At 62.9% G+C, this 25010-nt stretch carries 24 protein-coding genes and 1 other RNA gene; 15 read left to right on the forward strand and 10 right to left on the reverse strand.

Going from position 1 to position 25010, the window contains the following annotated elements:
- Positions 1-2 precede the first annotated feature (2 nt).
- The 3 genes from hflK to E5162_RS13180 form a co-directional block, all read right to left on the reverse strand.
- Complete coding sequence (hflK, locus tag E5162_RS13170; RefSeq protein WP_135945743.1) at positions 3-1148, reverse strand: FtsH protease activity modulator HflK; 1146 nt, start codon at positions 1146-1148, stop codon at positions 3-5.
- A gap of 87 nt (positions 1149-1235) precedes the next feature.
- Positions 1236-1778 carry a dihydrofolate reductase gene (locus E5162_RS13175; protein WP_135945744.1) on the reverse strand — a complete coding sequence of 181 codons (543 nt, stop codon included), beginning with the start codon at positions 1776-1778 and terminating at the stop codon, positions 1236-1238.
- Positions 1778-2614 (reverse strand): thymidylate synthase, encoded by an 837-nt coding sequence (locus E5162_RS13180; protein ID WP_135945745.1) that lies wholly within the window; start codon positions 2612-2614, stop codon positions 1778-1780. The genes E5162_RS13175 and E5162_RS13180 overlap by 1 nt, the downstream gene beginning before the upstream one ends.
- Positions 2615-2871: 257 nt before the next feature.
- Between E5162_RS13180 and E5162_RS13185 the strand changes: the two genes are divergently transcribed.
- Positions 2872-3243 carry a VOC family protein gene (locus tag E5162_RS13185; RefSeq protein WP_135945746.1) on the forward strand — a complete coding sequence of 124 codons (372 nt, stop codon included), beginning with the start codon at positions 2872-2874 and terminating at the stop codon, positions 3241-3243.
- Between the two features lie 38 nt (positions 3244-3281).
- Here the strand turns inward: E5162_RS13185 and E5162_RS13190 are convergent, their stop codons facing one another.
- Positions 3282-3959, reverse strand: a complete 678-nt coding sequence (locus E5162_RS13190) for a DUF2459 domain-containing protein (protein WP_158291310.1) — start codon at positions 3957-3959, stop codon at positions 3282-3284.
- Here E5162_RS13190 and ssrA point away from each other — a divergent pair.
- Positions 3959-4319, forward strand: a transfer-messenger RNA (tmRNA) gene (ssrA, locus tag E5162_RS13195). The two genes, E5162_RS13190 and ssrA, sit on opposite strands and share 1 nt — an antisense overlap.
- A 224-nt stretch (positions 4320-4543) precedes the next feature.
- Here ssrA and E5162_RS13200 read toward each other — a convergent pair.
- A complete protein-coding gene (locus tag E5162_RS13200; RefSeq protein ID WP_135945748.1) occupies positions 4544-5965 on the reverse strand; it encodes a hypothetical protein in 1422 nt (473 codons plus the stop codon).
- Between the two features lie 331 nt (positions 5966-6296).
- Here E5162_RS13200 and E5162_RS13205 point away from each other — a divergent pair, with 331 nt between their 5' ends.
- Positions 6297-6770, forward strand: coding sequence for a hypothetical protein (locus E5162_RS13205; protein WP_135945749.1), 474 nt, complete (start codon positions 6297-6299; stop codon positions 6768-6770).
- Between the two features lie 30 nt (positions 6771-6800).
- On the opposite strand, the gene E5162_RS13210 is transcribed toward E5162_RS13205, so the two are convergent.
- The gene (locus E5162_RS13210; protein ID WP_135945750.1) at positions 6801-8234 is read right to left on the reverse strand and encodes a cytochrome P450; all 1434 of its coding nucleotides are present in this window, start codon (positions 8232-8234) and stop codon (positions 6801-6803) included.
- A gap of 172 nt (positions 8235-8406) precedes the next feature.
- Between E5162_RS13210 and E5162_RS13215 the strand changes: the two genes are divergently transcribed.
- Genes E5162_RS13215 through E5162_RS13225 form a run of 3 tightly spaced genes read left to right on the forward strand, consistent with a single transcriptional unit; the run spans position 8407 to position 10478 of the window.
- Complete coding sequence (locus E5162_RS13215; protein ID WP_135945821.1) at positions 8407-8847, forward strand: SspB family protein; 441 nt, start codon at positions 8407-8409, stop codon at positions 8845-8847.
- Positions 8844-9278, forward strand: a complete 435-nt coding sequence (locus E5162_RS13220; protein ID WP_135945751.1) for a PaaI family thioesterase — start codon at positions 8844-8846, stop codon at positions 9276-9278. The genes E5162_RS13215 and E5162_RS13220 overlap by 4 nt, the downstream gene beginning before the upstream one ends.
- 6 nt (positions 9279-9284) lie before the next feature.
- Positions 9285-10478, forward strand: coding sequence for an MFS transporter (locus tag E5162_RS13225; protein WP_135945752.1), 1194 nt, complete (start codon positions 9285-9287; stop codon positions 10476-10478).
- On the opposite strand, the gene E5162_RS13230 is transcribed toward E5162_RS13225, so the two are convergent.
- Together E5162_RS13230 and E5162_RS13235 are read right to left on the reverse strand one after the other, a co-directional pair.
- Positions 10475-11476 (reverse strand): zinc transporter ZntB, encoded by a 1002-nt coding sequence (locus tag E5162_RS13230; protein ID WP_233342098.1) that lies wholly within the window; start codon positions 11474-11476, stop codon positions 10475-10477. The genes E5162_RS13225 and E5162_RS13230 overlap by 4 nt on opposite strands.
- A 7-nt stretch (positions 11477-11483) precedes the next feature.
- A complete protein-coding gene (locus E5162_RS13235; RefSeq protein WP_135945753.1) occupies positions 11484-11825 on the reverse strand; it encodes a RusA family crossover junction endodeoxyribonuclease in 342 nt (113 codons plus the stop codon).
- 358 nt (positions 11826-12183) lie between these two features.
- Between E5162_RS13235 and fumC the strand changes: the two genes are divergently transcribed.
- From fumC to E5162_RS13250, 3 genes are all read left to right on the forward strand, one after another.
- A complete protein-coding gene (fumC, locus tag E5162_RS13240) occupies positions 12184-13575 on the forward strand; it encodes a class II fumarate hydratase (protein ID WP_135945754.1) in 1392 nt (463 codons plus the stop codon).
- A gap of 280 nt (positions 13576-13855) precedes the next feature.
- Positions 13856-15532 carry a methyl-accepting chemotaxis protein gene (locus tag E5162_RS13245; protein WP_135945755.1) on the forward strand — a complete coding sequence of 559 codons (1677 nt, stop codon included), beginning with the start codon at positions 13856-13858 and terminating at the stop codon, positions 15530-15532.
- A 36-nt stretch (positions 15533-15568) separates the two neighbouring features.
- Positions 15569-16780, forward strand: coding sequence for a hypothetical protein (locus E5162_RS13250; RefSeq protein WP_135945756.1), 1212 nt, complete (start codon positions 15569-15571; stop codon positions 16778-16780).
- Positions 16781-16853: 73 nt separating this feature from the next.
- Here E5162_RS13250 and E5162_RS13255 read toward each other — a convergent pair whose 3' ends face one another.
- A complete protein-coding gene (locus E5162_RS13255; protein ID WP_174235012.1) occupies positions 16854-17723 on the reverse strand; it encodes a hypothetical protein in 870 nt (289 codons plus the stop codon).
- A gap of 166 nt (positions 17724-17889) precedes the next feature.
- Here E5162_RS13255 and E5162_RS13260 point away from each other — a divergent pair, with 166 nt between their 5' ends.
- The 3 genes from E5162_RS13260 to E5162_RS13270 all read left to right on the forward strand — a co-directional run bounded on the left by E5162_RS13260 (position 17890) and on the right by E5162_RS13270 (position 19833).
- On the forward strand, positions 17890-18453 hold the full coding sequence (locus E5162_RS13260) for a PAS domain-containing protein (RefSeq protein ID WP_135945757.1): 564 nt from the start codon (positions 17890-17892) through the stop codon (positions 18451-18453).
- 76 nt (positions 18454-18529) lie between these two features.
- Positions 18530-19159, forward strand: a complete 630-nt coding sequence (locus tag E5162_RS13265; RefSeq protein WP_135945758.1) for a PilZ domain-containing protein — start codon at positions 18530-18532, stop codon at positions 19157-19159.
- A 185-nt stretch (positions 19160-19344) separates the two neighbouring features.
- Positions 19345-19833, forward strand: coding sequence for a GYF domain-containing protein (locus E5162_RS13270; RefSeq protein WP_233342099.1), 489 nt, complete (start codon positions 19345-19347; stop codon positions 19831-19833).
- A gap of 30 nt (positions 19834-19863) precedes the next feature.
- Here the strand turns inward: E5162_RS13270 and E5162_RS13275 are convergent, their stop codons facing one another.
- Entirely contained in the window at positions 19864-20388 is a 525-nt protein-coding gene (locus tag E5162_RS13275; RefSeq protein ID WP_135945824.1) for a gamma carbonic anhydrase family protein, read from the reverse strand.
- Positions 20389-20703: 315 nt separating this feature from the next.
- On the opposite strand from E5162_RS13275, the gene E5162_RS13280 reads away from it, so the two are divergent.
- The 3 genes from E5162_RS13280 to E5162_RS13290 all read left to right on the forward strand — a co-directional run bounded on the left by E5162_RS13280 (position 20704) and on the right by E5162_RS13290 (position 24972).
- A complete protein-coding gene (locus tag E5162_RS13280) occupies positions 20704-21456 on the forward strand; it encodes a PhoH family protein (protein ID WP_135945760.1) in 753 nt (250 codons plus the stop codon).
- A 106-nt stretch (positions 21457-21562) separates the two neighbouring features.
- Positions 21563-22051, forward strand: a complete 489-nt coding sequence (locus E5162_RS13285; RefSeq protein ID WP_135945761.1) for a MarR family winged helix-turn-helix transcriptional regulator — start codon at positions 21563-21565, stop codon at positions 22049-22051.
- Positions 22052-22338: 287 nt separating this feature from the next.
- Positions 22339-24972 carry a TonB-dependent receptor gene (locus E5162_RS13290; protein WP_135945762.1) on the forward strand — a complete coding sequence of 878 codons (2634 nt, stop codon included), beginning with the start codon at positions 22339-22341 and terminating at the stop codon, positions 24970-24972.
- Positions 24973-25010: the final 38 nt, after the last annotated feature.

A 25010-nucleotide genomic window follows, 5' to 3' on the forward strand; every position in this document is an offset into this window, starting at 1 on the left:
GCTTAGCCTCCCTGTCCTGAACCCTGGGCGGTGGTCCGAGCCCCGCGGTTTCGACCCAGCTGGTCAAGCGGCAGGTAGGGGACCGCCCCGTTGCCTTCTCCCTGCTGATCGAGAATGATGAGTTCGGAACGTCCGAGCACACGCTCCATCGTTTCCAGAAACATCCTTCGGCGTGTGACATCGGGCGCCTGACGGTACTCTTCGTAGATCGCATCGAACCGGTCGGCCTGGCCTTGAGAGACCGCAATCACCTGATCGCGGTAGCCTCGCGCCTCTTCCAGCAGCCCCACTGCCGTACCGCGCGCTTCAGGCACGATCTGGTTGGCATAGGCCGTGGCTTCCAGCGCATTGCGCTCTGCATCCTGTTCGGCCGAGATCACGTCCTGGAAGGCCGCGATCACGTCGCCCGGCGGGGCAGCTTCCTGAAGCTGCAAGCCGACGATGCGGATACCCGACGCATAGAGATCGAACGTTTCCTGCATGATCTGGTCTGCGCGATCGGCGACTTCGCCCCGGCCCGCACCGATTATCGGCTGCAGATCGGAGGTGCCGACGACTTCGCGCATCGCGCTTTCGGCCACGGTCTGAACCATGCTGGCGGGGTCGCGCACGTTGAAGACAAAGGCCTGGACATTGGCCGGATCAACTTGCCACTGAACCGTGAAGGACAGATCGACGATATTCTCGTCGCGCGTGACCATCAGCCCCTCGGCGGGCGTTTCACCAATCGTGACCGTACGAATCTGTTCCACATCGACGATTTCGACCGTCTCGATCGGATAAGGCAGCTTGAAGCGCAGACCGGACCCGGTCGTGCGCGAGTAGTCGCCGAAGCGTGTGACGACCCCTGCTTCACCCGGCCCGATCTGGTAGACCGACGCGACGATCACGGCGAGCAGCGCAACGCCGATCACGATCAGACCGACGAGGCCGCCGCCCTTGCCGCCTTTACCGCCCTTGCCGCCGCCGAACAGCCCCTTGAGCCTGTCCTGCAGCTGACGGATCAGATCTTCGAGATCCGGTTCGCCGGCAGGACCGCGTCCGCGATTTCCGCCTGGCCCGCGGCCCCACGGGTTATTGTCATTCTTGCGGCCGCCCGAGCCCCAGGGCCCGTTGCTACCGCCACCGGTATTGTCATTCCAGGGCATGCACTCTCCCCGATTGTCCCTTGAAGTGTGAAAGTCACATCACGGTTGTATGTGGACGGCGCGACACGCCGGTTCAAGTAAAACCGGTCAGTCCGGCTGTGCGCGACCGGTTTGCCGCACCCGGTCCAGGATGGTGAGCGTGAACGGGGCATCATCCTCCGGCCCGGCCTCGAACCGTTCGCGGTACACCTCCGTCCACTCCGAGCCATCAAGGTCGGGATAGACCGTTCCGCCATTCGGCTCCAGCTCGACCTCGGTCAGGTACAAGCGGTCGGTGCGTTCCAGTGTGAGAGAATAGAGCTGCGCTCCGCCAATGATACAGACCTCGTCGACGCCCGCCTGCAGCGCCGCGGCACGTGCGGCCTCCAGCGCATGCCAGGGATTGTCGAAGACCTCTGCGCCCTCTGCCGATGCCAGGGAGCGGCTGACCACTAGGTTAGGTCGGCCCGGTAGCGGCTTGCGCGGCAGGCTCTCCCAGGTCTTGCGGCCCATCACGACCGGTTTGCCTAGCGTAACCTGCTTGAACTGTTTCAGATCCGATTTGAGGCGCCAGGGAAGCTCTCCGTCTAGGCCTATCACCCCGTTACGTGCGCGCGCGACCACATGCACGAGCTTGACTGGGTCGGTCATCACACCGCCACCGGTGCAGCGATCCGGGGGTGCGGGTCATAGTCCTGGATTGCGATGTCCTCGTATTCGAAGGCGAAGAGGTCGGTGATGGCCGGATTGAGCGACAGGGTCGGCAGCGCTCGTGGCGGCCGCGAAAGCTGCTCGTTCACCTGATCCATGTGATTTGAATAGATGTGAGCATCGCCAAACGTGTGGACGAATTCGCCCGGCTCATAGCCGGTCACCTGCGCGACCATGGCCAGCAGGAGAGCATAGCTGGCGATGTTGAACGGCACGCCGAGGAACATGTCCGCGCTGCGTTGATAGAGCTGGAGCGATAACCGTCCGTTTGCAACGTAGAACTGGAACATCGAATGACACGGCGGAAGCGCCATGGACGGGACATCCGCCGGGTTCCACGCCGAAACGATGAGGCGCCGTGAGTCCGGCGTCCTGCGGATCTGATCGAGCACATTGGCGAGCTGATCGACTTCCTGACCATCCGGCCCCGTCCAGCGGCGCCATTGTTTTCCGTAGACCGGGCCGAGTTCGCCGTTTTCGTCAGCCCACTCATCCCAGATCGTGACGCCGCGTTCCTGCAGCCACGTCACGTTGGTCAGCCCCTTCACGAACCAGAGCAGCTCCACGGCGACAGACTTGAAGTGGACCTTCTTGGTCGTCAGCAGCGGGAAACCGTCAGACAGGTCGGCGCGGATCTGACGGCCGAAGACCGACCGCGTCCCTGTGCCCGTGCGATCGGTCGTATCCGTGCCGTTGGCCAGGATGTCGCGCAAGAGGTCGAGATAGGCGTGCTCGAGCGGCGAGCCGGTTTCGGCATGCGTCTCTGCGATGGCCATGATGTCCTCCCGTGAAGCGCGTCCTGGGCGCGCCAGTCTGCCCGATTCGGTCCGGCGAGGTCCCCGCCGAAAGTGCGAACGCGACTCCTACTACCACGACTACCATCACCACCACACGCGACGAGACCACCCGATTGCGCCGGACCTCGCAGCAGCCAAGCGTGCGGGGACGCTCCGGCGATATCATCGAGATTTTACTTGCGCGCTCGGCGAAGCGGGAACATGGTGACAAAATCAGAACATAAGGAGAACTCTCGATGATTGGTTATGTGACCCTTGGTACGAATGATCTGGAGCGCGCGGCCAAGTTCTACGACCGGCTTTGCGGGCTGCTCGATACGGGGCGGATGATGGAATTCGACACCTTCATCGCCTGGGGCAAGCCGGGCGGCGGAGCGGGCATCGGCCTGACCAAGCCGTATGACGGAAAGCCCGCCACGGTCGGCAATGGCGTGATGGTCGCTCTTGCCGCGCGCGACAAGGCGCATGTTGACGAGATCTACAATGCAGCCATCGAGATGGGCGCAAAGGACGAAGGCGCACCCGGACCGCGCGGCGATGACGGCTTTTATGCCGGCTATTTCCGCGACCCGGACGGCAACAAGCTCAACGCCTTCGTGATGGGGTAAGCACGCCTTCTGCGCAGCAGCGCTTCCAGATCCGTCGCCTAGGGACGCCCGGGGCAGCCCGCCTGGCCTCGGACATTGAGCTCGCCGGTCAACGTCCACGGGAGCAGATGCACCGCCGGCACCCCGACTGGGGCGCCGGCGGCGCGCAGTCTCGCGCCGGTCCACACATTGCAGGTACGCAGGAGATGATAGCTGGGCCTCGCCTGCGCGAACACGCTTCGCGGGCCGCGCTTGCCGCGTCCGGCATGAATCGGCCGACCCGCCTCACCCGGGACGAAGGCCGCCTCGATCTCTCGGACAAGCGCTTCCAGGCCCTGCCGCGAGACCGCAACCGTCACACCTTGCCGCCCTTCCAGCGGCGGGTGGTCCAGCGCGTGAACGTGCAGCACGGAGGGCGTGGGCCAGACAAGCGCGGTAACCGCCTGGCCGGCCGTCAGCGCTCCAGGATAGGCGCGCCGGTCTCCCCAGCCGATGGCGTAGCCGTTGGCCTCGGGAAAGAGCGCGCGTACGGGCGAGTCAGGATCAAAGGCGTCTGCCGGCAGCACAATCTCGGTGTGCAACATGACGCGCTGTACCCCGATCAGTTCACAATCGCCGGGCGAGTCAGGCCGGGCTCCAGGCGGGGCGAGCATTGCCCCCAGCGCGCTCGCCAGCACGCAAAGACCGATCAATACCGCCAGAAGCGCCAGCCCGGCTGCAGCGATGTGGCGAACCATCTCTTTAAACTCCGGCCGAATGAGCTTATGTTACATGTGTCTCTTCGGAGACTATGGCGATAAATGCGCGTGTAATAACCAGACCGGACCCGGGTGCGAATCCCGGCGGCTCCACCAACTTCTCTTCCGCGGCGTTGCGCGGTGTGTGAGGGGCCGAATTAGGATCGACGGATGGCTAAAGACGTAGCGTTCGCCCGAATGGGCTTCGTTACCAGCCCGTTTACAGTAGTTGCCAACGACAACACTGCTGAAGAGTTCGCCCTCGCTGCGTAACGCAGCGCGAGCAACTCGCTTGTTAAGTCCTGTCCTCTAGCAAGGTCAGGCGGGGTTCGGGGGCGCCTGGCAACAGAAGCCCCCACTTTCCTTCTATCGCGAGCTCTCCATCACCTGATTTTTTCTGCCGGAATTTCCCTCGATTCGACCCAAGCGATCAGACGAGCTGACATGCTTTCGGCGTGTCCCTGCCAACGCTGCACTCGCCGCAGTCCGGCCGCGCCCGCGGGCATGGACGAGAAGCCCCAACACTGCCCTTCCAGGTTGCGCTCGTCTTCGCCGGAAAGCGCCTCGCAACGGCGCACGGTCCTTCAGGACTCGGAGGCGCGGGCCGGCGTGCAAGGCTTGGTATAGAAGCCCATCGAATACCCGAGGTAGGACTGCAGCGTGCTCGTGGCGAGTGTGTCGAATGGACCGCGATAGGTGGCGACCGGCTTGAAACCCGCGCTCAGCAACATCGCCTCGTAGCGGCGCGTCCGCACGTGGTCCACCTGCGTGACCGCAAGATCGCCACATGCCGGCGGCGGCACAAGCAAGAGGGTCTCGCCGGTCGGACGCATCTGGAATTCTTCAAGCCCGTTGGCCTGGACAAAGGCGTCGCGCACATCGCCTTCATGATGGCCAGCCTGCGCGATCTGCATGGACCAGAAGAGTGCTGGCAAAACAAGAATGGTCAGCGCAAGCCCGGCCAGCGGCTTGGCGATGCGCCGCGCCAGGATCTGAAACGACAGCGCACTAGCGACGAACAAAAGCGGCATCGCATGCGCGAAATTGCGCTCGAAAAAGACAGTCTTGGTCGAGAAATATACGACAAGCAAAAGAAAGGGCGCCGCCAAACAGGCGATCGCCGTCCGCTCGCGCCTGTCGCCGAGGATGATGCCTGCACCGATCAGGAGGAACCAGGGCCAGTAGAGCTCGGCAAAAAAGCGGCAAATCCAAAAGAAATAGGTCAGCACCCATGGATCGGGATGCGAATGCGGCGGATGGGCGGAGTCGTACTGATTGGACAGTGCCGAGAGTCCGTTCAGGAAGACGTCGAAATTGAGGAGTGCGTAAGGTGCAGAGACGCCAAACCCCGCCGCGAGCCCGACCAACGCCACTGCGCCGGCGCATGCTGCGACCCTCCAACCCGGCCAGGATAAAAGGATCAGCGCAAGAATGCCGGCAACGCCGATAACCGGATAGGTGATCTTAACCGCTGCCCCGACCCCGAGAACGAATGAAACGAGGCCGACCCGGACGAGGAGGCCGAGCGAAAGCGAAGAGACCCAGAACGCCAGCCCGGTTACCAGATAAAGCAAGCTCTCTGGACGAGCCATGAGCGCGTCATGAACGAAAGTCGGCGCCGCGATTATCGAAAATGCGAGCGCGCCATTGGCGAAATTTGAGAGGCAGTATCTCCTTGCCCCATCGATCAGCAGCACGACGGCAGTCAGTTGGTAGATAATGTTGGCGACGCGAAGCGCGGTGAGCCTCTCAGCATCGAAATTGTCACCAATATTGATACTGACGTGTGAGAGGATGTTGAAGAAATAGAAGTTATACTGATCGTAGCGAAAAAATTCCGGGAGGTCGGCATGACGCCAGTTCGGGTCGAGCTTGCCCAGAGCGGTCATCGATTGAGAAACCGCTAGCGGTATCAGCTCGTCCACGTTGATGATCAGGTCAGGCTGAAGGGGAAGCCGGAGCCAGATCCCGAGACCGAACGCCGCCAGGGCGCAGAGTGCCACCAAGACGTATCTTTGAGACGGTAAAGCTCGCCGCGCCATCCTGATGGTCCCGAATTACGACTGGAGATATCTCAATCCCGTCCACGACGCTCTCGCCTCTACGCGACTTCATCAGCGTATTCAATCGTCAGACGCCCCCCGGAGGAAAACAATCAGAGATATGCATGGCATCGCCCCACCGCACCGGTCTTTCGCGAACCGGCGCGCCCGCCTATAGCGTCGTTTTCCTCGTTCTTCACATTTATCCACGCCAAGCCACAGACCCTAATATCCCGACTTTACAAAGGACAAGAACCCTGGGCTGCAATCTGGAAAGGCCTGTTAACGATTTTATTTGACGTCACTGAATGCGTTCATCATTATCCGTTTCATGGAACCCTTGCACTTCATAGAATTCGACCCGGCGCGGAATTTTCTTCGGATATCGGTCTGTGGCGACCGGAGTCCCGAAGCCAGCGCGGCTTTGGTCGCGGACATGTACAAGGCGGCCGAGCGGTTCAAGACACGATCCTTTCTGATCGATCTGCGCGCTGCTCGGTATAACGGACCGGCGACAGAGCTTGTCGCCCGCTTTTCTACCATGGCTAACGGAAGCCGCCGTTGCCGGCTGGCGTTCCTTGTCCATTCGCCAAACGATCCGGCCGGCGTTTTGCTGAATCACGCCAATCGGGCCGCGTGGCACGACACGCTTTTGACAGCGAACCTGCAGACTGCCGAAACATTCCTCGCCAACCGGCAAACGCCGAGAGATCGCCTCCCTCTGCCGGCCAGCCGAACAACACGCATGGAAATCCCCCTCAATCTCTGACCCTGCGAGATTGGAAGCCTCCCCTCCCGGCTAGTTTCGGAGCGTCTGAATGTTCAGCGCCATCCCCCCGCGCGGCCGCAGCGTAACCTGCATCACCGGATAGACGTCATGGCCCTCGACCGGTGTGAAACCAAGTTTCGCGACCAGGGTCGAGAGGAAAATCGTCGCCTCCATCAACGCGAAATTGGCGCCGATGCATGCGCGCGGTCCGCCTCCGAACGCCATGAACTGATAGCGGTCTTTCGGACGCCGCTCCGGGCTGAACCGGTCCGGATCGAAATGATCGGGCTGGTCCCACAGCGTTTCGTGTCTGTGCAGAGCGTAGAATGCGAGCAGCGCAACATCGCCCTTCTTTACCGGATGGCCGCAAATCTCGGTCTCCGCAATGGCGCGCCGGCCCAGGATGGGCGCAGGCGGGTAAAGCCGCATCGCCTCCTCGATCACCTGACGCGAGAAGGTGAGACGCGGCAGGTCCGCAGCGCTGAGCGCCCGCCCATGTGCCATCGCTTCGGCGGCCTCGGCGCGTAGCCGCTTCTGGGTCGGCGCGTCGCTCGCGACCAGGTAGAGCGCCCAGGTCAATGCGATGGCCGTGGTCTCGTGGCCGGCAGCAATGAAGGTCATCACCGTATCGCGAATATCGCGGTCGGAGAGACCATCGCCTGTCTCCGGGTCGCGCAACTCCAGCAGGAGCCCAAGCAGGTCATCCCCGGAATTGCCGCTCTCGCGACGCCGGCGGATCTGCGCCATCGCGGCCTTGCGAAAGACGTGACGCGCGCGCAGGGCGCGAGCCGACATCAGACGCGGTACCCACTCGGGCGCCGGCAACAGGTCGCTCATACGCAGCGTGCCGGTTTCGGCCAGGATCACCTCGATCGCGCTGCGAACGCGTACCCGGTCGAACTCCTGCGCATCGGAAAACAGCACCCGCTCGATCACGCTGAACGTGGCGTCGTTGAGCACGGCCTGAATTTCAACCGGCTGATCCTCGGCGGACAGACGAAGGGCGGTTGTTTCCGCCACCTCCGCCATGATCGGCGCGAAGCCTTCGATCCGGCGTCGAAGGAAAGCGGGCTGGAGGCTTTTGCGCTGGCGATGCCAGTTCTCGCCATGGGCCGTCAAAATGGCCTCGCCCAGGATCGGACGCAGCATGCGCATGATGAGGGGTGATTTGCGCCAGGCCTCGTAATTGTCCAGCAGGATGGACTTCATCTCGGCGGGGCCGGAGACTTCGTGGATGGAGCGGCCAAAATGCGGGCCACTCAGCCGCGTCTGGCGGAATAGCGCCCCAGGCAGGATCGACATGGGATTTTCGCGCATCAGCCGTCCGGTCTCCACCAGTCCGACCAGACGCGTCAGAGGCTCACACGCGACCGGACGCAACAAGGGCTCGCCGTTTCGCCACGCATACGAGTCACCGGGCGGCGAAGAGCTCGCCTCGTCCAGACAACCAGTTTCCTCAACCATGGATCACATTCCTGTATCTTTACACGCGAGCGTCGCGCGCAGACCTTAACTCTTGATCAACTTTCGCCGCCCTGCGCGCAGGCGCGGCGTGAACAGCGTTGCGAATTGACGCGGGCGCGGTGATGGATACTCTCGCCTTCAACTCGGGGAGGGATTTGTGACCAAGGATTTGATGGGGTACGGCAAGCTGGCGCAGGAGGCCCTGCGCGGGGTCGTTCGCGAAGCTGTTGCGCGCGCGGCAAGTCCCCAAGGCTTGCCGGGCAGCCATCATTTCTATGTCAGCTTCAAGACAACCGATCCCGATTGCGACCTCGACGAGGCCCTGATCAAATCCTATCCCGACGAGATGACGATCGTTCTGGAGCATCAGTTCTGGGACCTGTCGGCTGACGATGACGGCTTTGAGGTGACCTTGAAATTTGGGGGTGTGCCCAAATATCTCAAGGTGCCATGGCGCGCGGTCACGCGGTTTCACGATCCGGCGGTCAATTTCCAGCTCTATTTCGAGTATGAATCGCCCGGGCCCCAGGACGAGAGCGACGGCAATCCGTCCGGTGAAGAGGGCGACGAGAATACTGTGGTCAGTCTCGACGCCTTCCGGAAGAAAGATTGAAGGGCAATACGACAGAGCGGCTGCGCGCCTTGTTCTCCGACCCTGGACAATTGCCCGGGGTGACACGCCATTTCGGGTTCTCGCTGATCGATCTGGATGCCGAAGCAGGCTGGGTCGAAGCTCATTTCATCGCCCGCGACGAATTTCTCAATCCCAACGGATCGGTCCAGGGCGGCATCGTGACCGGATTTCTGGATGAAGCCATGTCGCTGGCCGCCCTTATTGCCAGCGATCTTCAAATGGCCGTTCCCACGCTGGAGATGAAGACCAGCTTCCTGCGTCCCCTGTTCAAGGGCCGGTGCCGGGTGCGCGGCCAGGTCAAGCGGCTCGGGCGCAGCGTGGCCTTCACCGAAGGCGACCTGTTCGACGCCGATGACCGGCTGTGCGCGAGCGCGACCGCGACCGCCGCACTCCGGCCTCTGGACACCTAGCCGGCCGTGAAGGCGAAGAGCCTTGCGCTGATTGCCCTGTGCCAGGTCCTGGCCCTGTCCTCCTGGTTTGCCGGGGCCGCCGCCCTCCCCGCATTGCAGGCGGCTGCCGACCTTGGCCCTTTCGCCCGGGCCGCCCTGTCCAGCAGCGTTCAGATCGGTTTTGTCGCCGGAGCGCTTTTCAGCGCCGGTCTTGGATTGTCCGACCGGTTCGATCCGCGCCGCGTCTTCGCCGCGGGCGCGGGACTGGCCGCGCTGACGACCCTCGCCGTGATCGTCACGCCGCCCGGCAGCCTGGCCATGGCGGGCCTTCGCCTGATGACCGGAGCCTCCCTTGCGCTGGTCTATCCGGTCGGCATGAAACTCGCGGCGAGCTGGGCGAAAGGCGATGCGGGCCTCCTGATCGGCCTGCTGGTCGGTGCCCTCACGCTGGGCTCGGCCCTGCCCCACCTGTTCGCGCTTAACGGCGCAGGTGTGAACTGGCGCACCCCGTTCGTGTGGGCCGCTGGATTGTCTGCGGTCTCGGCCGGGGCGATCGGGTTATGCCAAGCCGGACCAGCCTTCGTTCGCGCCACGGCGTTCCATCCGCGCGCCTTCGTTCTGGCGATCCGGCGCCGCGATCTGCGCTACGCCAATCTCGGCTATCTCGGACATATGTGGGAGCTCTACGCTTTCTGGGCCTGGGCGGGCGCATTCCTGCTGGCCTATTTCCAGACCCGCGCCCTTCCCGCCGGCGCGATCGGGGGACTGACCTTCGCCATCGTCGCGTCCGGGGCTCTGGGCGCGCTGGGCGCAGGCTGGCTCGCCGACCGGGTCGGACGGACACCGGTTGCGGCGGGCGCAATGCTCGTCAGCGGCTCGTGCGCCCTGCTGACGGGCCTGGCGTGGCCACTAGGTCCCGCGGTGATGGTCACGCTGCTTCTGGTCTACGGCGTCAGCGTCATTGCCGACTCCGCGCAGTTTTCAGCCGCGATCGCCGAGCTCGCTCCGCGCGACCTGGCCGGCTCACTTCTGACCTTGCAGACCGCGCTGGGCTTTGCGCTGACCGCTGTCAGCGTTCAGGCCTTGCCCTACTGGGTCGGTGTGACCGGTTGGCAGTTCGCCTTCGCGCCGCTGGCAATCGGTCCGGCGATTGGCGTCTGGGCGATGCTTCGCCTTCGCAGCCATCCCAATGCCAGCCAGCTCGCCGGCGGACGCGGCTAGAGCAGCTTCAACCGCTTGAACAGCCAGACCTCCACCCCGCCGGCAAGCACGATGAGCCCGGTCACAACGGCGAACGCCCAGGGCGTCTGGGCGCCGGGTATGCCTCCGACATTGATGCCGAGAAGCCCGGTCAGCAGGCTGAGCGGCAGGAAGATCGCAGCCACGACCGACAAGAGCAGCGTGTAGCGGTTCATCTGCTCGGCCCGGCGCTCAAGCAGTTGATCGTGCACGATGGCCGCGCGTTCGCGCACGGCCTCGAGTTCTTCCAGCACACGCGTGGTGCGGTCGCCCGCCTCGCGAATCCTGGACCGGTCGCGATCGTCCAGCCAGGCGAGGTCCTCAATGGCCAGCGTGGTCAGTGCGTCGCGCTGAGGCCCGATGAAGCGGCGCAGGATGATTGCCTGGTGGCGAATATCGGCCAGCTCCGCGCGCGGCTCTGCGGTCGTTTCAGGGGCATTGATCTGGTCTTCCAGCTCGTCGATACGTTCATGGAGCTCGGCAACCGTGGGCTCCATGCGATCGGCGAGGCGCAAGGCCAGCTTGGCGATGAGATCGCCGGGGCTGACGGGGGCCACGCCGCGTTCGATCGCGTCGAACACGTCGACAATCGCGAAGAGCGGACGAAGCCAGACGCCGACAACGCGCTGTCCGTCGATCCAGAACCGGACCGAAATCATGTCCTCGACCTCGGCACCTTCGTGCAGATTGACTCCGCGCAGATTAACTATGGCACCCTGGCCATGGACCGTGCAGCGCGGCCGCGTGTCCTTGGCCAGGAGGGCCTGAACCACGAAGCTGTCCAGACCGCTTTCTTCCTCCAGCCAGGCCCGTGTGCGTTCGTCATCGCGCTGGAAGTGAAGCCAGACAAAGCTCTGACCAGGCCCGGCCTCGCGCGGGTCCGGAGCATCGGGCTCGGGAATCTCGGCGAGACTCGCATTCTCGCCGGAACCTTTTCCGTCCAGAAGGAAGACACGTACAGGATCGATGATCAGAGCCACGGCGCGGCTAGTGCGTGGTCTCTGGCAGGATCGGGCGGGCCCGCACCTTCACCCGGGCGCGCTCGCCTTCCACTTTCTCCACCAGCAGGCGTTCCACCTGGCTGTCATCGTGGAACACCACGCCAGTCAGCGCGTCGAGCACGGACATGGCGACACTGTCGACGTCCTCGGTCGGGCTCCCCGGCGTGCGCTCGATGATGATGGTGACCTCGTAAGGACCCCATTTGGGCCTGACTCGCTTGAACTCAGTCCGGAAGAAATCGCCGATCAGCGACTTGAAGCGGCGCGACTGGGTCGTGACTGCGTCCACCCGCAGATGAAGGGAATCTCGAACATTGGCAGGTTGCACGCTACCTCTCCCGACCCGGCACAGGGTCTGCGATGTCTATTCGGTCGGTCAGACATAAAGCTTCAATCCGCGCCGAATCATTAATCATAGTGTCGGCGCGTCAACGACTTTCTGCAAGACTCACCGCCCTTTGAGCCGGGCCGGCATTCAGTCGAATGCTAATCCTCCACGATTCCGGGGCCGGTTCCGGGATGCGTGCGAGCGGTCCAGAACCCGAGGCTCGCAGGGCACGCTGCGGATCTCGAGTATCTACCCGGTTCAAGGTCTTGCGCCGCGTAGCATGCTGCGTTCATAAACCGGACGAAATTTCAGCGCCTTTTCAAGCGGCGCCGCCCTCTCGCCCAAAGGAGTCTGTATCATGACGAAGATGCGTACCGAGACCGACAGCTTCGGCCCGCTGGACGTCCCCGCCGACAAGCTGTGGGGCGCCCAGACCGCGCGCTCCTTGAACAATTTCAAGATCGGCGGCCAGACCATGCCGGCGCCGCTTGTCCACGCGCTCGGCGCGGTCAAGCATTGTGCAGCGAAGGCGAACATGGCGCTCGACAATCTGGAGCCGGAACTGGGCAATGCCATCGCCGAAGCCGCGCGTGAGGTCTTCGACGGCAAGCTTGACGATCATTTCCCTCTGGTCGTCTGGCAGACCGGCTCGGGTACGCAGTCGAACATGAATTCCAACGAGGTCATCGCGAACCGGGCCATCCAGATACTGGGCGGCGAGGTCGGCTCCAAAGACCCGGTTCATCCCAACGACCATGTGAACCGCTCGCAATCCTCGAACGACACCTTCCCGACAGCGATGCATATCGCGGCGGCGCGCCAGATCGTCGACCGCCTCGTGCCTGCTCTGAAAACGTTGCGCGGGGCATTGCAGGAGAAAGCCGACGCCTTTGCAGACATCATCAAGATCGGGCGCACCCATCTGATGGACGCCACACCCCTGACGCTTGGCCAGGAATTTTCCGGCTATGTGGCGATGGTCGACAACTCGATCCGCCGGGTCGAGGCCACGCTGCCCGCGCTGTGCGAACTCGCCCAGGGCGGAACCGCGGTGGGAACGGGGCTGAACGCCAAGCCCGGATTTGCCGAAGCCTTCGCCAAGGAAGTCGCCACTCTGACCGGCCTACCATTCAAGACGGCCCCGAACAAGTTCGAGGCGCTGGCCACAAAGGATGCGATGGTCGAGGCGCATGGCGCTCTGAACTCGACCGCCGTGTCCCTGTTCAAGATCGCCAATGATATCCGCCTGCTCGGCTCCGGCCCGCGCTGCGGCATCGGCGAACTGGCCCTGCCGGCCAACGAACCTGGCTCGTCCATCATGCCCGGCAAGGTGAACCCGACCCAGAACGAGGCCATGACCATGGTCTGTACCCAGGTGATGGGGAACAACGCCGCGGTCAGCTTTGCCGGCAGCCAGGGTCAATTCGAGCTGAACGTCTTCAAGCCGGTCATCATCTACAATGTGCTGACGTCCATTCGCCTGCTCGCAGACGCGTCGGAGAGCTTCACGGAAAATTGCGTCAAGGGGATCGAGGCGAACGAGGACCGCATCGCGGACCTGCTGGAGCAGTCGCTCATGCTGGTGACCGCCCTCGCCCCCAAGATCGGCTATGACAACGCGACCGAGGTCGCCAAGACGGCACACAAGAACGGAACCACGCTTCGCGAGGAAGCCATCCGCCTCGGCTTCGTGACCGAAACGGAATTTGACGAGGTTGTGCGCCCCGAGAAAATGATCGGCCCCAAATAATCGCCGAACGCGAATTTATTATAACCTGAAAGAAACGGGCGCCCAGGTGGGCGCCCGTTTCTCGTTTAATTCCAGATCGCTACCGGAAAGAGCTTCCACCATCGCCGCCGAGCAACAACGGAAAGCCGACGTTAACCCACTTTGTTATATCAAATATATTGAACGCGTTCACGATCAGGGTTTGCCTCTCAGTCGCACTCCGAGGCAGCCATATTTCCGGGAACGCGCAAGGGGACAGTTTCTACCGCCTGCGACCCAGGCTGAACGGGAGTACGTGACGATGGCATTCTTCAATCTCCAGCGCTTCTCGATGAGGATGCGGCTTCTCATTCTGGCTGGCGCGTCGGTCGGTCTGATGCTGGGCTTTGTGGCTGCGAACACCACGGTCGATCATGCCGGTGACAAGGCCGATGCCCGCAGCCGGCAAGCGACGACCAATCTGATCGCGGCGAGCGGTTTCGAGAAAGACCTGACCTCGCTGCTGCGTGACACCTATCTCGCGGCCGGCGCCCCGAGCCCTGAGCGGACCGAGACCGCACTCGCCAACCTGGACGATCTGGGCACGACCTTGAACGATGTGAAAGCCGTCGTTTCGAATCCAAGCTACGAAGCCACGATCGCCACGCTGGAAACCGAATACGCCGATCTGCGCGCTCTGATTTCAGCCGCGGCGCCGCAACTGGCCACGATGGACGAGGCCGCGATGAACCGGTTCTTCGACCGGCTTGCCGTATTCGACGACAGCATGGACAGCCAGATCGAGACGGTTCGCGACGGCGCGGCCGCCGATCTCGCGGCGGCGCGCGCCGAGATGGACCGGATGGAGACCGTGGCCTTCTGGGTCACGATCCTGGCCGTCATTGTCACCGTTGCCGGCCTGTTCGCACTGACCCAGATTATCGGTGGCTCGATCAACAAGGTGCTGACCGAAGCCAAGACGATCGTCTCACGCCTGGCTGCCGGCGATCGCGGGCTTGCCATTGGCGACACGAAGCGCAAGGACGAGCTCGGCGATCTCAACCGCGGCCTTGCCTCGCTTCAAGACGCGCTCGCTCAGGCAGATGAGATGCGCGAGCGTGAAGCTCGCGAGAACGAGGCCAAGACCAAGCGCCAGGTTTCGGTGGACACGGCCGTGAGCCGGTTTGAATCCGCCTCGACCGAGCTTCTGTCCAGCGTCATGGCCGCCTCTCAGCAGCTCAGCGCCTCGTCTTCCCAGATGCAGTCTACGTCAGCTGAAGCCGCAGGGCGTTCCGAGACCGCACGTTCAGCTGCCGAGTCGGCGGCCAACAGCGTTCAGGCCGTCGCGGCCGCCGCCGAGGAGCTTGCCGCGTCGATCACCGAGGTTTCCGAACAGGTCAACCGGACCAGCGAGCTGTCCAAGGTTGCCAGCAGCGAGACCCAGTCCAGTGCGACGGTGATGAAGGAACTCGCCGAATCCGCTGACGCCATTGGCGCCATTGTCGACCTGATCAACACCGTAGCCGAACAAACCAACCTGCTGGCTCTCAACGCGACCATCGAGGCGGCCCGCGCAGGCGAAGCCGGCAAGGGCTTTGCCGTCGTGGCCAGCGAAGTGAAGGCACTGGCCAGCCAGACCGGGAAAGCGACGCAACAGATCGCGGAGCGCATTGAAGCCATCCAGAGTTCGTCCAGGCGTTCGGCTGAATCGGCTGAAAAAGCACTCGCTGCCGTGTCCCAGCTCGGAGAAATCGCCGTGGCGTCCGCATCGGCGATCGAACAGCAACGTGCCGCGACCTCCGAAATCGCCCAGTCGGCCCAACGCGCCCAGGACGGTTCAACCGAAGCGGCCGAAGGCGTCGGGCACGTGTCCGAGACCACCCGGCAGACCGATGCGGTTTCGCGCTCGGTACTTGAGGCCGCCGGCGAAATGGATAAGCGCCACGAGGCCTGGAAAACCGAATTCGAAACCTTCATCGCGGCACTTCGCGCTGCCTGATCCCTCCCACGGTTAGAACAACCAAGAGACCCAAAAATGAAACTCTATCTCCTTTCCGCTACGGCGCTGTGCGCCGCAGCCAGCGCCCCTTCTGTGTCCGCTCAAGAGCTGCCCGGCACCCTGCTTCTGGATGTTCGCGCCCGCTACGAGCATGTCGAACAGGCCGGCAAGGACGATGCCGAAGCCGCGACGGTCCGTACCCGGCTCGGCTGGCAATCACCGGAACGCAACGGTTTCTCCGTTCTGGCTGAAATCGAGAATGTGGCCGACCTTACCGACGGCCTGCGCAATACCAGCCAGACGTCGCGCCCCGGCGTTGCGACGATCAATGACGAGGCAATGACCGAGTTGCAGCGTCTGGAGCTGCGCTTTGCTCCGAACGATCAATGGTCAGGCAGCCTCGGCCGCCAGCATCTTGGGTTTGACGGCAGCCGCTTCATCGGCACGCCAGGCTGGCGTCAGGACAAAAATTCGCACGACGCGCTTGCGCTGCAGTTCGAAAACGGGCCGGTCACACTGGACTATGTCTACCACTGGCAACTCAACCGCGGGCCGGGCGACCTGAGCTGGGATACCGACGCCCACCTCTTCCATGCCGGCTGGGCTGCCACGGAAAACGTGACGGTGTCCGGCTTTGCCTACCTGATCGACCTGACCGATAGCAGCGCGCCGCAGAACCGCTCCAACAGCACGGTCGGCGCCGAGATCTCCGGAACCCGAAGCTATGGCGAGACCGCCCTGGCTTATTCGGCGATGATCGCTCAACAGAGCGACTACGGCTCCGCACAAACCGATTTCGACCTGACCTTCTATTCGGGCGAGGCAAGCGTCTCTCGCTTCGGTGGCTCGCTTGCTGCCGGATACGTGAATATCGAAGGCGACGGATCGACCTCGATCGCCAACCCCCTCGCCGCCAATCACAGCTTCCAGGGCTGGGCGGACACCTTCAGCGGCGGCAGCGCCATGGCGGGCCCCGACGGCCTGGAAGATCTCTACTTTGAAGCCGCTTACGGCGGCGACCTGAACTCTGCGGTCTTCACCGGCTGGTCGGTCTTCCTGGCCCGTCACGAGTTCAGTGCCGAACGCACCGGCGTAGATCTGGGTGAGGAATGGGATTTCGAACTGGCTCTCGGTCTGGGAGAGCACGCAGAACTCGCCTTCCAGATCGCAGACTATGATGGCCCGGGCGGCGCGGTTGCACCCGCGGACCGAACGAAGCAATGGGTCGTGCTGTCCTACAAATACTAGGACCAAACACCCCTGCAGAAACAGCAAAGCCCCGGCACATGGCCGGGGCTTTTTTGTTATGCGATCGCGCGATCTAGTAGCTGCCCACACCGCCATCGAGCATGATGGTCATAGACTGGGCCGATACCCGTTCCGAACGGCGTTCCACCGTCTCGGTATAGGTCTCTTCATAGCGGTAATACACCAGCTTGATGCCCGGACCGTAGCGGCGTAGCAGCGACCGCTCGTTGCAATTGCGCCTCGGTTCCTCGGTCGCGCAGTAGAGCCGGCCGCCCGGCGCATGGCGAAGCGCCTCGCCCTTTTCGCACACCAGAGTCTGGCCGTCCTCAAAGCGATCGACGCCCTCTTCGCGCCAGCCAATGCTGGTCTGCATCCAAGTGCCAGCCATGCAACGATAGATTTCGCCGTCAAACTCTCGCGGAACGCGCTCGTCAGGATCGGGGCGCGAAGCGGGGTGTGGCGTACCCGTATCATCAAGGCACACTGCACGAACCACGCGCCAGCCCTCGACATAGCGGCTTCGTTCTTCTTCTACCTGCTCGTATTCACCGGCGAGGCGCAGACCGGCAATGGCCGCACCTCCGCCGCCGCGCGAGACCGGCGGCATCCAGGTGCCGCCGCCATAGACCACGGTGGAGCTGTTGTTGATCGCGCTCGCACGTGCCATCGCGCTAGCCGACGCATTGGCCTGGACGTTCACGTTCACAGAGCTGTTCACGTTCACGCCGCCGATATTGATGTTCGGACCGCCGACATGAACGCTCGGGCCGCCGATATGCACGCCCGGCACGTTAATTGTCGGGCCTCCGGGATGCGTGCAGCAATGGCTGGGCGGGGCCGGGCTGACCGGTGTCGGATCGGGATTTCCCGCCGACGCGGCACTGCTGAGGAACGCGGCCGCCACGGCCGAGGCGAGAGTGGCGTATCGCTTTGAAACGCGCATGGGCGGACTCCATCCATCTTTGCCCTCACTCGTGCAAGGCGCGGGCCACCGAAGGTCCGGCGCGGTGACCCCGGCGCGTTTACGAGTTGGCAAGACCTTTGCAATCGGTCCGGAAACTGGAACCGAATTGGGGATTTAGTCCCAATCAGGGATGAGGGAGCCGGCCGTGCGGCACACGAATACCAAAACCTTGTACGAATACTGGAACACCCGCCGGCTCGGACGCAATGCGCCGGGGCGTGCCGATATCGCGCCGAAGGACGTGTCCGGCCTGCTCGGTCATCTCTTCCTGCTCAGACGCATCGACGCCGATCATCACATCTTCCGGCTCGCCGGGAGTGCGCTGTGTCAGATGCACCGGCGCGAGTTCAAGGATCAGAACTTCCTGTCGCTCTGGCGCGGGCATGACCGTCTCCACATGAGCGCCCTGCTCGAAGGCGCGTTGACAGCGCCTGCGCCGGCAACGGCCATCGTGGAAGCTCATTCAATCGACATGCGCTCTGCTGCCGTGGAGATATCCATCCTGCCGCTGCGCGGTCCGGAGGGCATCGTCGACCGCGTTCTCGGCCTCTATCAGCCGCTGAGCGGCGGGACGCTGGGACATCGCCCGGTGGTGTCGCACGAAATCCGCGAGATCCATCCGGCGAGCCTGCCGGCGCAGAGCGTCAACGTGTTCGCCCCCCTTGCGCAGGCACGTCCCCGGGCCCGGGCCGCCAACGACGCGATGTAGACATCCGGCAGGCCTAGCGAATTTTTAAAATTTCGCGCGGATACTCCACGCTTGTATTCCACCGGGTGGGCAGACGATGAGCACGGTTACCGACATCAAATCGCGTCTGGACAAGCGCAAGATCAAGATCGCAGCCCGCGGCGCACAGGAACAGCGCCGCTTCCGGCGGGTTCAGCTTTCCATCCCGGGCCGGTATCTCGACCCCGTTCGCGGTGAGTTTGCCTGCAAGCTGGTGGACGTGTCTCCTGGAGGCGCTCGCATCTCGGCCGAGGTCCCGCCTCCGGTCAACGATCATATTGTCATGTTGTTCGAGGGACTTGGCCGGCTGGAAGGCGATGTCGTGCGGGCCGGCCGCGCCGGCTTCGCGGTCCGGTTCAGCTTTTCCGACCGCAAGCGCGACCGTCTGGCCGACGCGATCACCTGGCAGTTCAACATGGCGCGGCTGGGCCTCAACGAGGACCGCGGCGGGGCGCGAAAGCCGTCGCGCGGCCAGGCAACCCTGACCTTGCGCGACGGCGTCGTGATCCGGGCAAACGTCATCGATGTGTCCATTTCCGGTGCAGCGTTCGCCTGTCTGGAACGTCCCAGAGTTGGAGAGTCCGTGCGTGTCGGCGGAATGTCCGGGCGAGTCGCGCGCTGGCTGGATAACGGGTTTGCCGTTTCCTTCGATCCGCCTGCATCGCCCCAGACCCCGCCTGCCGCCTGACAGGTCTGGCCCCGGGAACTGTGGCGAAACCGACCATCCCCGTTTAAACTGTCTGAGATACAGCCCATACTAAACGTGTGGCCTGAATCTTGCCTCATGACTGGCATAGCAGATGTCCTATGAAAGACCGGAGCGACATGCCGATGCCTCGTGACGACGCTAGTGCGACCTCTTGGTTTGTTCGAGTGGAGGGACGTGTCTACGGTCCCTACACTCCGGCCCAGATGCATGCCTTCGTGAAGGAAGGCCGCGTCGCGGCGCACTCGACTGTCTCCCAGAGCCGCGAAGCGGGCTGGCTGGATGCCCGTCAGGTCGACCAGTTCAAGGGCTGGTTCGACGAGGCCCGCCAGACCCCGGCCCAGCGCCGTCCGCGGCCGGCGCCCGGCGATGCCCGCACCGCCAATTTTGTCGTCATCGCCCATCTATCCCAAGAGAGCGAAGCCGAGTTCGCCGCCGCCCTGTCCGAGTTCGGTGATACCGAACAGATCGGTCATGGCGTCTGGCTTGTGCGCGCGCCCTACACGGCCGCGATCCTGCGCAACGAACTCAGCCACGCCCTGAGCCGCGATGACAAACTGCTGGTCGTGGACGCAAGCCGCGACCGGACTGCCTGGTTCAACCTGGGACGCGAAGCCGATCAGCGCATTCGTGAACTCTGGGGACGGCCGCAATAAGCTTCGGACCTGTCCGGCCTCTCATCCGGATCAGACTGAGGACAGCCCTCGCGCATAGCGGCGGGCATTTTCCACATAGTGATCCGCGCTGGCCTTGAGCATCTCCTCGGTGCCGGGTGCGATCTGCTTGACGACCTTGCCAGGCGCGCCCATCACGACAGAACCATCGGGAATTTCCCTGCCCTCCGTGATGAGGGCATGGGCGCCGATGATGCAATTCTTCCCGATCTTCGCGCCGTTCAGAATGGTCGCGCCAATGCCGATCAGCGAATAATCACCAACGCTGCACCCGTGCAACATGGCCTGGTGCCCGATCGTCACGCCTTTGCCGATATCCAGCGGAAAGCCCATGTCGGTGTGCATGACGGTATTGTCCTGCACATTGGAATCCTCGCCGATCGTGATCGTTTCGTTGTCACCGCGCAGGACCGCTCCGAACCAGACCGACGCGTTGGTCTTCAGAACCACCTTGCCGAGCAGGACTGCCGTGGGTGCCACCCAGCAATTGTCCCCACTCAAGTCGGGGCGATCACCGTCAAGCTCGAAAATGCGCATCATGGGAGAACTCCTTGGGTAGCGCGTGACGTTTTTGCGACGCGGGATGAAACTTCTGCGACGCAGGGACTCATACTTCATTCACCAGAGTAGAATGACACTGCGTATGCGATTCGAGTTCAAGGAGTCGCATCGCATCGGGTCAGCGACCGAACGGAGGAGGCGCCAAAATGGCGTTTGCACCACCGCCCCGTCCCTCAGTGGCACCGCCGAACGCGGGTCGTGCCGAGGCTTCGGCCGCTCCCCTTTCATCGCAAGCATCATCCGCCCCTCCGCTATCCAGCGAGGGGTTTTTTCTTGTCTGGAGGTCCTGCCATGGCCAAACGCGCCGCGAAACGCCGCTCGGGTGAATTCAATGCCGAGCATTACGAGCAAGAGAAAGTCCGCGCCCTCTTTCCGGGAACGGCCTGGACCCCCGACGATGTCGATCCGATGCGCGATCAGCGCTACATGAAGAATGTGAAACCGCGCTCAGACGGCCAGGCCAAGCTGATGAGCGCAATCGACGATCACAACCTGGTTCTCGCGCTCGGCCCGGCGGGTACAGGCAAGACCTATCTGGCGGTGGCCAAGGCGGTTGAAGCGCTGGAGGCGGGGGAGATCGGCCGGATCGTCCTGTCGCGCCCGGCGGTTGAGGCGGGGGAATCCATCGGCTTCCTGCCCGGCGCGATGGAAGAGAAGCTCGCACCCTATTTGCGTCCACTGTACGACGCGCTCGCGGACCGGCTCTCGCCCAAGCGGCTCAAGGCCCTGATGGCCGAGGGGCTGATCGAGATCGCGCCTATCGCCTACATGCGCGGCCGCACGCTCAACAATGCCTTTATCGTTGTCGACGAAGCCCAGAACTGCACCTACGGGCAATTGAAGATGCTGCTCACGCGCCTCGGGTGGAACTCGACGATGATCGTAACCGGCGATCCGGCCCAGACGGATTTACTGCCCGAACTCTCCGGCCTGTTCGATATCGCCAACCGGCTTGACGCTCTCGAGAACGTGGCGGTCTGCCGGCTCGAAGCAAAAGACATCGTGCGTCACCCGCTCGTCGCCGACATGCTCAATGTTCTTTGAACCCAAACTATCAAGATGAGTGAAGAGGGCCCGCCGGCTTCCCCGGCGGGCCCTCTCGCAGGTCACAGACTTGCGGAGACGGGATTGGGACGCGTAGATCGACCGCATGACCGATCACGACCAGATTCTTATCGCCCTGCGCCGAATCACCCGGGCTATCGACCTTCAGTCACGCCAGCTCGTAAAGCAGACGGGGCTAACCGCGCCCCAGCTTGTGGTCATGATGGCGCTCGACAAGGATGGGCCCCTGTGTCCAACCGATATTGCCAAGCAGATTGCAGCCAGCCCGGCCACCGTCACGACGATCGTGGATCGGCTTGAGGCCCTCGGTCTCGTGCAACGGCGCGAGAAGCCGACAGACCGGCGGGTGACACATATTCTTCTCACCGCGAAGGGAGAAGCGGCCTACCGGTCAGCACCGGAGCTGCTCCAAGCCGGATTCCTGTCTCGTTTCCGTAGCTTGGCCTGCTGGGAGCAACACATGCTGCTCTCCTCTCTAGAGCGGATCGCGACGCTGATGGACGCCCAGGCGATATCCGCCTCCCCGATCCTCACCTCGGAAGAATGGGCCACGGACGAGGATCCGGTGGGCTAACCCGCGCACCTGTCGGAAGCCTGTTTTCGCCAGACTCCAATAGTGGCAGAAATGTCACAATATTGCGGCAATGCCCCCTGGGTCATTTGAGCTCTAAGCATTTTCGGGCTAGGTCACCTCAGGCCTGCGGGGGTCTGAGGCACATCTTCGTGTCCCGCGCCACGTCTCTTTCGAGTTTCGGCGCCGCATCTATCGATCCCGGTTCACGCACGCACGCCCTTACCGATCCGGCGGGAACTCGTCCCGCTGTGACTTGTCAGCCGATCGAATAGAAAACCAGGAAGCCCATGAAAAAGAACATTCTATTGAATACCGTCTTCGTGTCCGCGGCCGCCGCCGCGGCGACGGCCGGCGTGGCGCACGCTCAAGCAGAGGGTCAATCGGCCCGCACACGCGACGTCATTACCGTGACCGCGACCAAGACCGAGCAGAGCGCCCAGGACATTCCGGTTGCGGTTAGCGCACTGGACACCGGCGATCTGCAGGAATTGCGGATCGATACGTTCAGCGATTACCTCGTCCAGCTGCCGGGCGTGAGCGCCGGCGGCAACGGCCCGGGCCAGCGCACCATCTACATTCGCGGCATCGCATCGACCACGCCGAGCCTCACCGTGGCCGGTGTCGCCGGTCTCGCGCCGAACGTCGCCTTCTATCTCGACGAACAGCCGCTTGCTCAGCCGGGCCGCAATCTGGACGTCTATGCAGCCGACCTCGAACGCATCGAGGTCCTGCCCGGACCGCAGGGCACGCTGTTCGGCGCCTCCTCTCAGGCAGGCACAGTGCGCCTGATCACGAACAAGCCGGTGATCGGCGAGTTCGAGGCCAACGCCAATTTCGGGTTCTCCTGGACCGATGGCGGTGAGATGAGCTCGAACGTCACGGCGGTGGTCAATTATCCCGTTGCCGAGAACTTCGCCGTGCGCGGCGTGGTCTATGCCGACCATGCCGGTGGCTATATCGACAACGTGGCGGGTACACGCGACCTGTCGGAATCGGCGCGCTTCCGCTCTGCCGGCACCGTGCGCTCGAACGGCGTGCCCGTCGCGCCTCGGCGCGCTGGCTTCCAGGCCGGTCAGGATTTGTCAGGCGTTACCTTCCTTGAGGCCAACAATGCCGGCCGGACCGAGGAAGACTTCAACGACACCACCTATTCAGGCTTCCGAGTGAGCGGCCGCTACGAGTTTAACGCCGACTGGCGTCTCGATGTCGCGTTCGCGCAGCAATCGCTGGACAAGGACGGTGTCTTCTTCGTTGATCCCGAGTTGGACGACTGGGAAATCCAGCGCTACGAGGACGATGAGCTCGAAGACGAGTTCACCAATATTTCCTGGACACTGGAAGGACGCGTCGGGGCACTCGAAACCGTCTATACCGGCGCTTACACCGAGCGGAACACCGATCAGACGGTGGACTACACCGACTACATGTTCGTCGGTCAGTACTTCCCCTACTATGTCTGCGACGGGTCGGTGACCTATCCGGGATCCGCGGCGCCGTCCGGCACCTGCCAGGCGCCAAACGCGATCGTCGCATCGACCTCGGAAACCACCGTGCAAAGCCACGAATTCCGGGTCCTGACCCCGCAGACGGCTCGCCTGCGCGCGACCACCGGTGTGTTCTATTCCGACACCCAGCTGGATGAACGCAACGACTTCACCTATTTCGGATCCGAGGCCGCCGATCCGTTCGGTCCGTTCGTGGACAACTATCCGTTCCAGACCGGTTATCGCTCGGATGAAGGTCCGTTCCCGCCGGCTGTCATCTTCCGTAACGATGTGCGCCGGACCGACGAACAGCTCGGCGTCTTCGGCGAGGTCACTTACGACCTGATCCCCGACACGCTGTCGCTGATCGCGGGTGCTCGCTATTACGACGTCGAAGTCGACCTGAAGGGGAGTGCGAATTCATCCTTCTTCAACTCCGGCGCGTCTGTCGATCAGCAGGCCTTCGGTACGGATATCTCGGACCTGTACAATGGCGACGGCGAATACACCTTCCGGGGCACTGGTCTGGCAAACCAGCAGACCTTCACTCTGGACGACTCGGTGGCCGACATCATCGCCGCAGGCCTCAGCCCGGCCCAGGCCGCACAAGTCTATGCCGCGGTGCGCGCTCCGAACGTGGCAGCAACCGATGGCGTGATCACCAAGTTCACGGCCAACTGGACGCCGAATACCGATCTCCTGTTCTACGCGACGTATTCGGAAGGCTTCCGTCCCGGTCTGCTGAACCGTCCTGGCGGCGCTCAGGGCCCCAACGGCTTCACTGTGCCGTTTGCTCTGGATACCGATGAAATCACGAATTACGAGCTGGGTTGGAAGACCTTCCTGTTCGATGGGGCGCTGCGCTTCAACGGCAACGTCTTCTATATCGAGATCGAAGACCTGCAGACCACGATCTTCGACCCGAGCATCACCAACCTGTTCTTCTCCGCCAACGCCGCCGATGCCGAAATCCGCGGCATTGAAGGCGACTTCAACTGGCAGGTCGATGCGGTTCCAGGCCTGACCATTGCCGGTGCCTTCTCGGCGCTCGACACCGAGATCACCGAAGTGAAAGTCCCGACCGACGACGTCCAGGTCGGCGATCCGCTGGCCTTCGCGCCGGAATTCCAGGCCAATCTGCGTGCGCGCTATGAATGGCAACTGGAAAACGGCGTGACGGCGCACGTGATGCCGCAGCTGGTCTACTCCACAGATTCGGAATCGGATGTGATCCGTATCAACCGTGCGACCGTGGAGGGTTACACCACGCTGGCGCTGGGTGCTGGCCTCACTGGTGACCGCTGGTCGGTCGAGCTGTTTGGTGAGAACCTGACCAATGAAGTGGCGATGACGAGCAACAACTTCGTCTTCGACCGTGAACGTGCGACCGTCATGCGTCCGCGCACGATCGGCGTCCGCTTCGGCGTTCAGTACTAGCCTGTACGCGCGAGCCCGGTTGAAATCGCGCCGCGCAA

Source organism: Marinicauda pacifica (assembly GCF_004793635.1).
GTDB classification, from domain to species: domain Bacteria; phylum Pseudomonadota; class Alphaproteobacteria; order Caulobacterales; family Maricaulaceae; genus Marinicauda; species Marinicauda pacifica.

Bases quoted from the DNA above. Each gene is read 5' to 3' on its own strand.
- hflK (WP_135945743.1), bottom strand. From the start codon at position 1,148: ATGCCCTGGAATGACAATACCGGTGGCGGTAGCAACGGGCCCTGGGGC.
- E5162_RS13175 (WP_135945744.1), bottom strand. From the start codon at position 1,778: ATGACCGACCCAGTCAAGCTCGTGCATGTGGTCGCGCGCGCACGTAAC.
- E5162_RS13180 (WP_135945745.1), bottom strand. From the start codon at position 2,614: ATGGCCATCGCAGAGACGCATGCCGAAACCGGCTCGCCGCTCGAGCAC.
- E5162_RS13185 (WP_135945746.1), top strand. From the start codon at position 2,872: ATGATTGGTTATGTGACCCTTGGTACGAATGATCTGGAGCGCGCGGCC.
- E5162_RS13190 (WP_158291310.1), bottom strand. From the start codon at position 3,959: ATGGTTCGCCACATCGCTGCAGCCGGGCTGGCGCTTCTGGCGGTATTG.
- E5162_RS13210 (WP_135945750.1), bottom strand. From the start codon at position 8,234: ATGGTTGAGGAAACTGGTTGTCTGGACGAGGCGAGCTCTTCGCCGCCC.
- E5162_RS13215 (WP_135945821.1), top strand. From the start codon at position 8,407: ATGGGGTACGGCAAGCTGGCGCAGGAGGCCCTGCGCGGGGTCGTTCGC.
- fumC (WP_135945754.1), top strand. From the start codon at position 12,184: ATGACGAAGATGCGTACCGAGACCGACAGCTTCGGCCCGCTGGACGTC.
- E5162_RS13245 (WP_135945755.1), top strand. From the start codon at position 13,856: ATGGCATTCTTCAATCTCCAGCGCTTCTCGATGAGGATGCGGCTTCTC.
- E5162_RS13250 (WP_135945756.1), top strand. From the start codon at position 15,569: ATGAAACTCTATCTCCTTTCCGCTACGGCGCTGTGCGCCGCAGCCAGC.
- E5162_RS13255 (WP_174235012.1), bottom strand. From the start codon at position 17,723: ATGCGCGTTTCAAAGCGATACGCCACTCTCGCCTCGGCCGTGGCGGCC.
- E5162_RS13265 (WP_135945758.1), top strand. From the start codon at position 18,530: ATGAGCACGGTTACCGACATCAAATCGCGTCTGGACAAGCGCAAGATC.
- E5162_RS13275 (WP_135945824.1), bottom strand. From the start codon at position 20,388: ATGCGCATTTTCGAGCTTGACGGTGATCGCCCCGACTTGAGTGGGGAC.
- E5162_RS13280 (WP_135945760.1), top strand. From the start codon at position 20,704: ATGGCCAAACGCGCCGCGAAACGCCGCTCGGGTGAATTCAATGCCGAG.
- E5162_RS13285 (WP_135945761.1), top strand. From the start codon at position 21,563: ATGACCGATCACGACCAGATTCTTATCGCCCTGCGCCGAATCACCCGG.
- E5162_RS13290 (WP_135945762.1), top strand. From the start codon at position 22,339: ATGAAAAAGAACATTCTATTGAATACCGTCTTCGTGTCCGCGGCCGCC.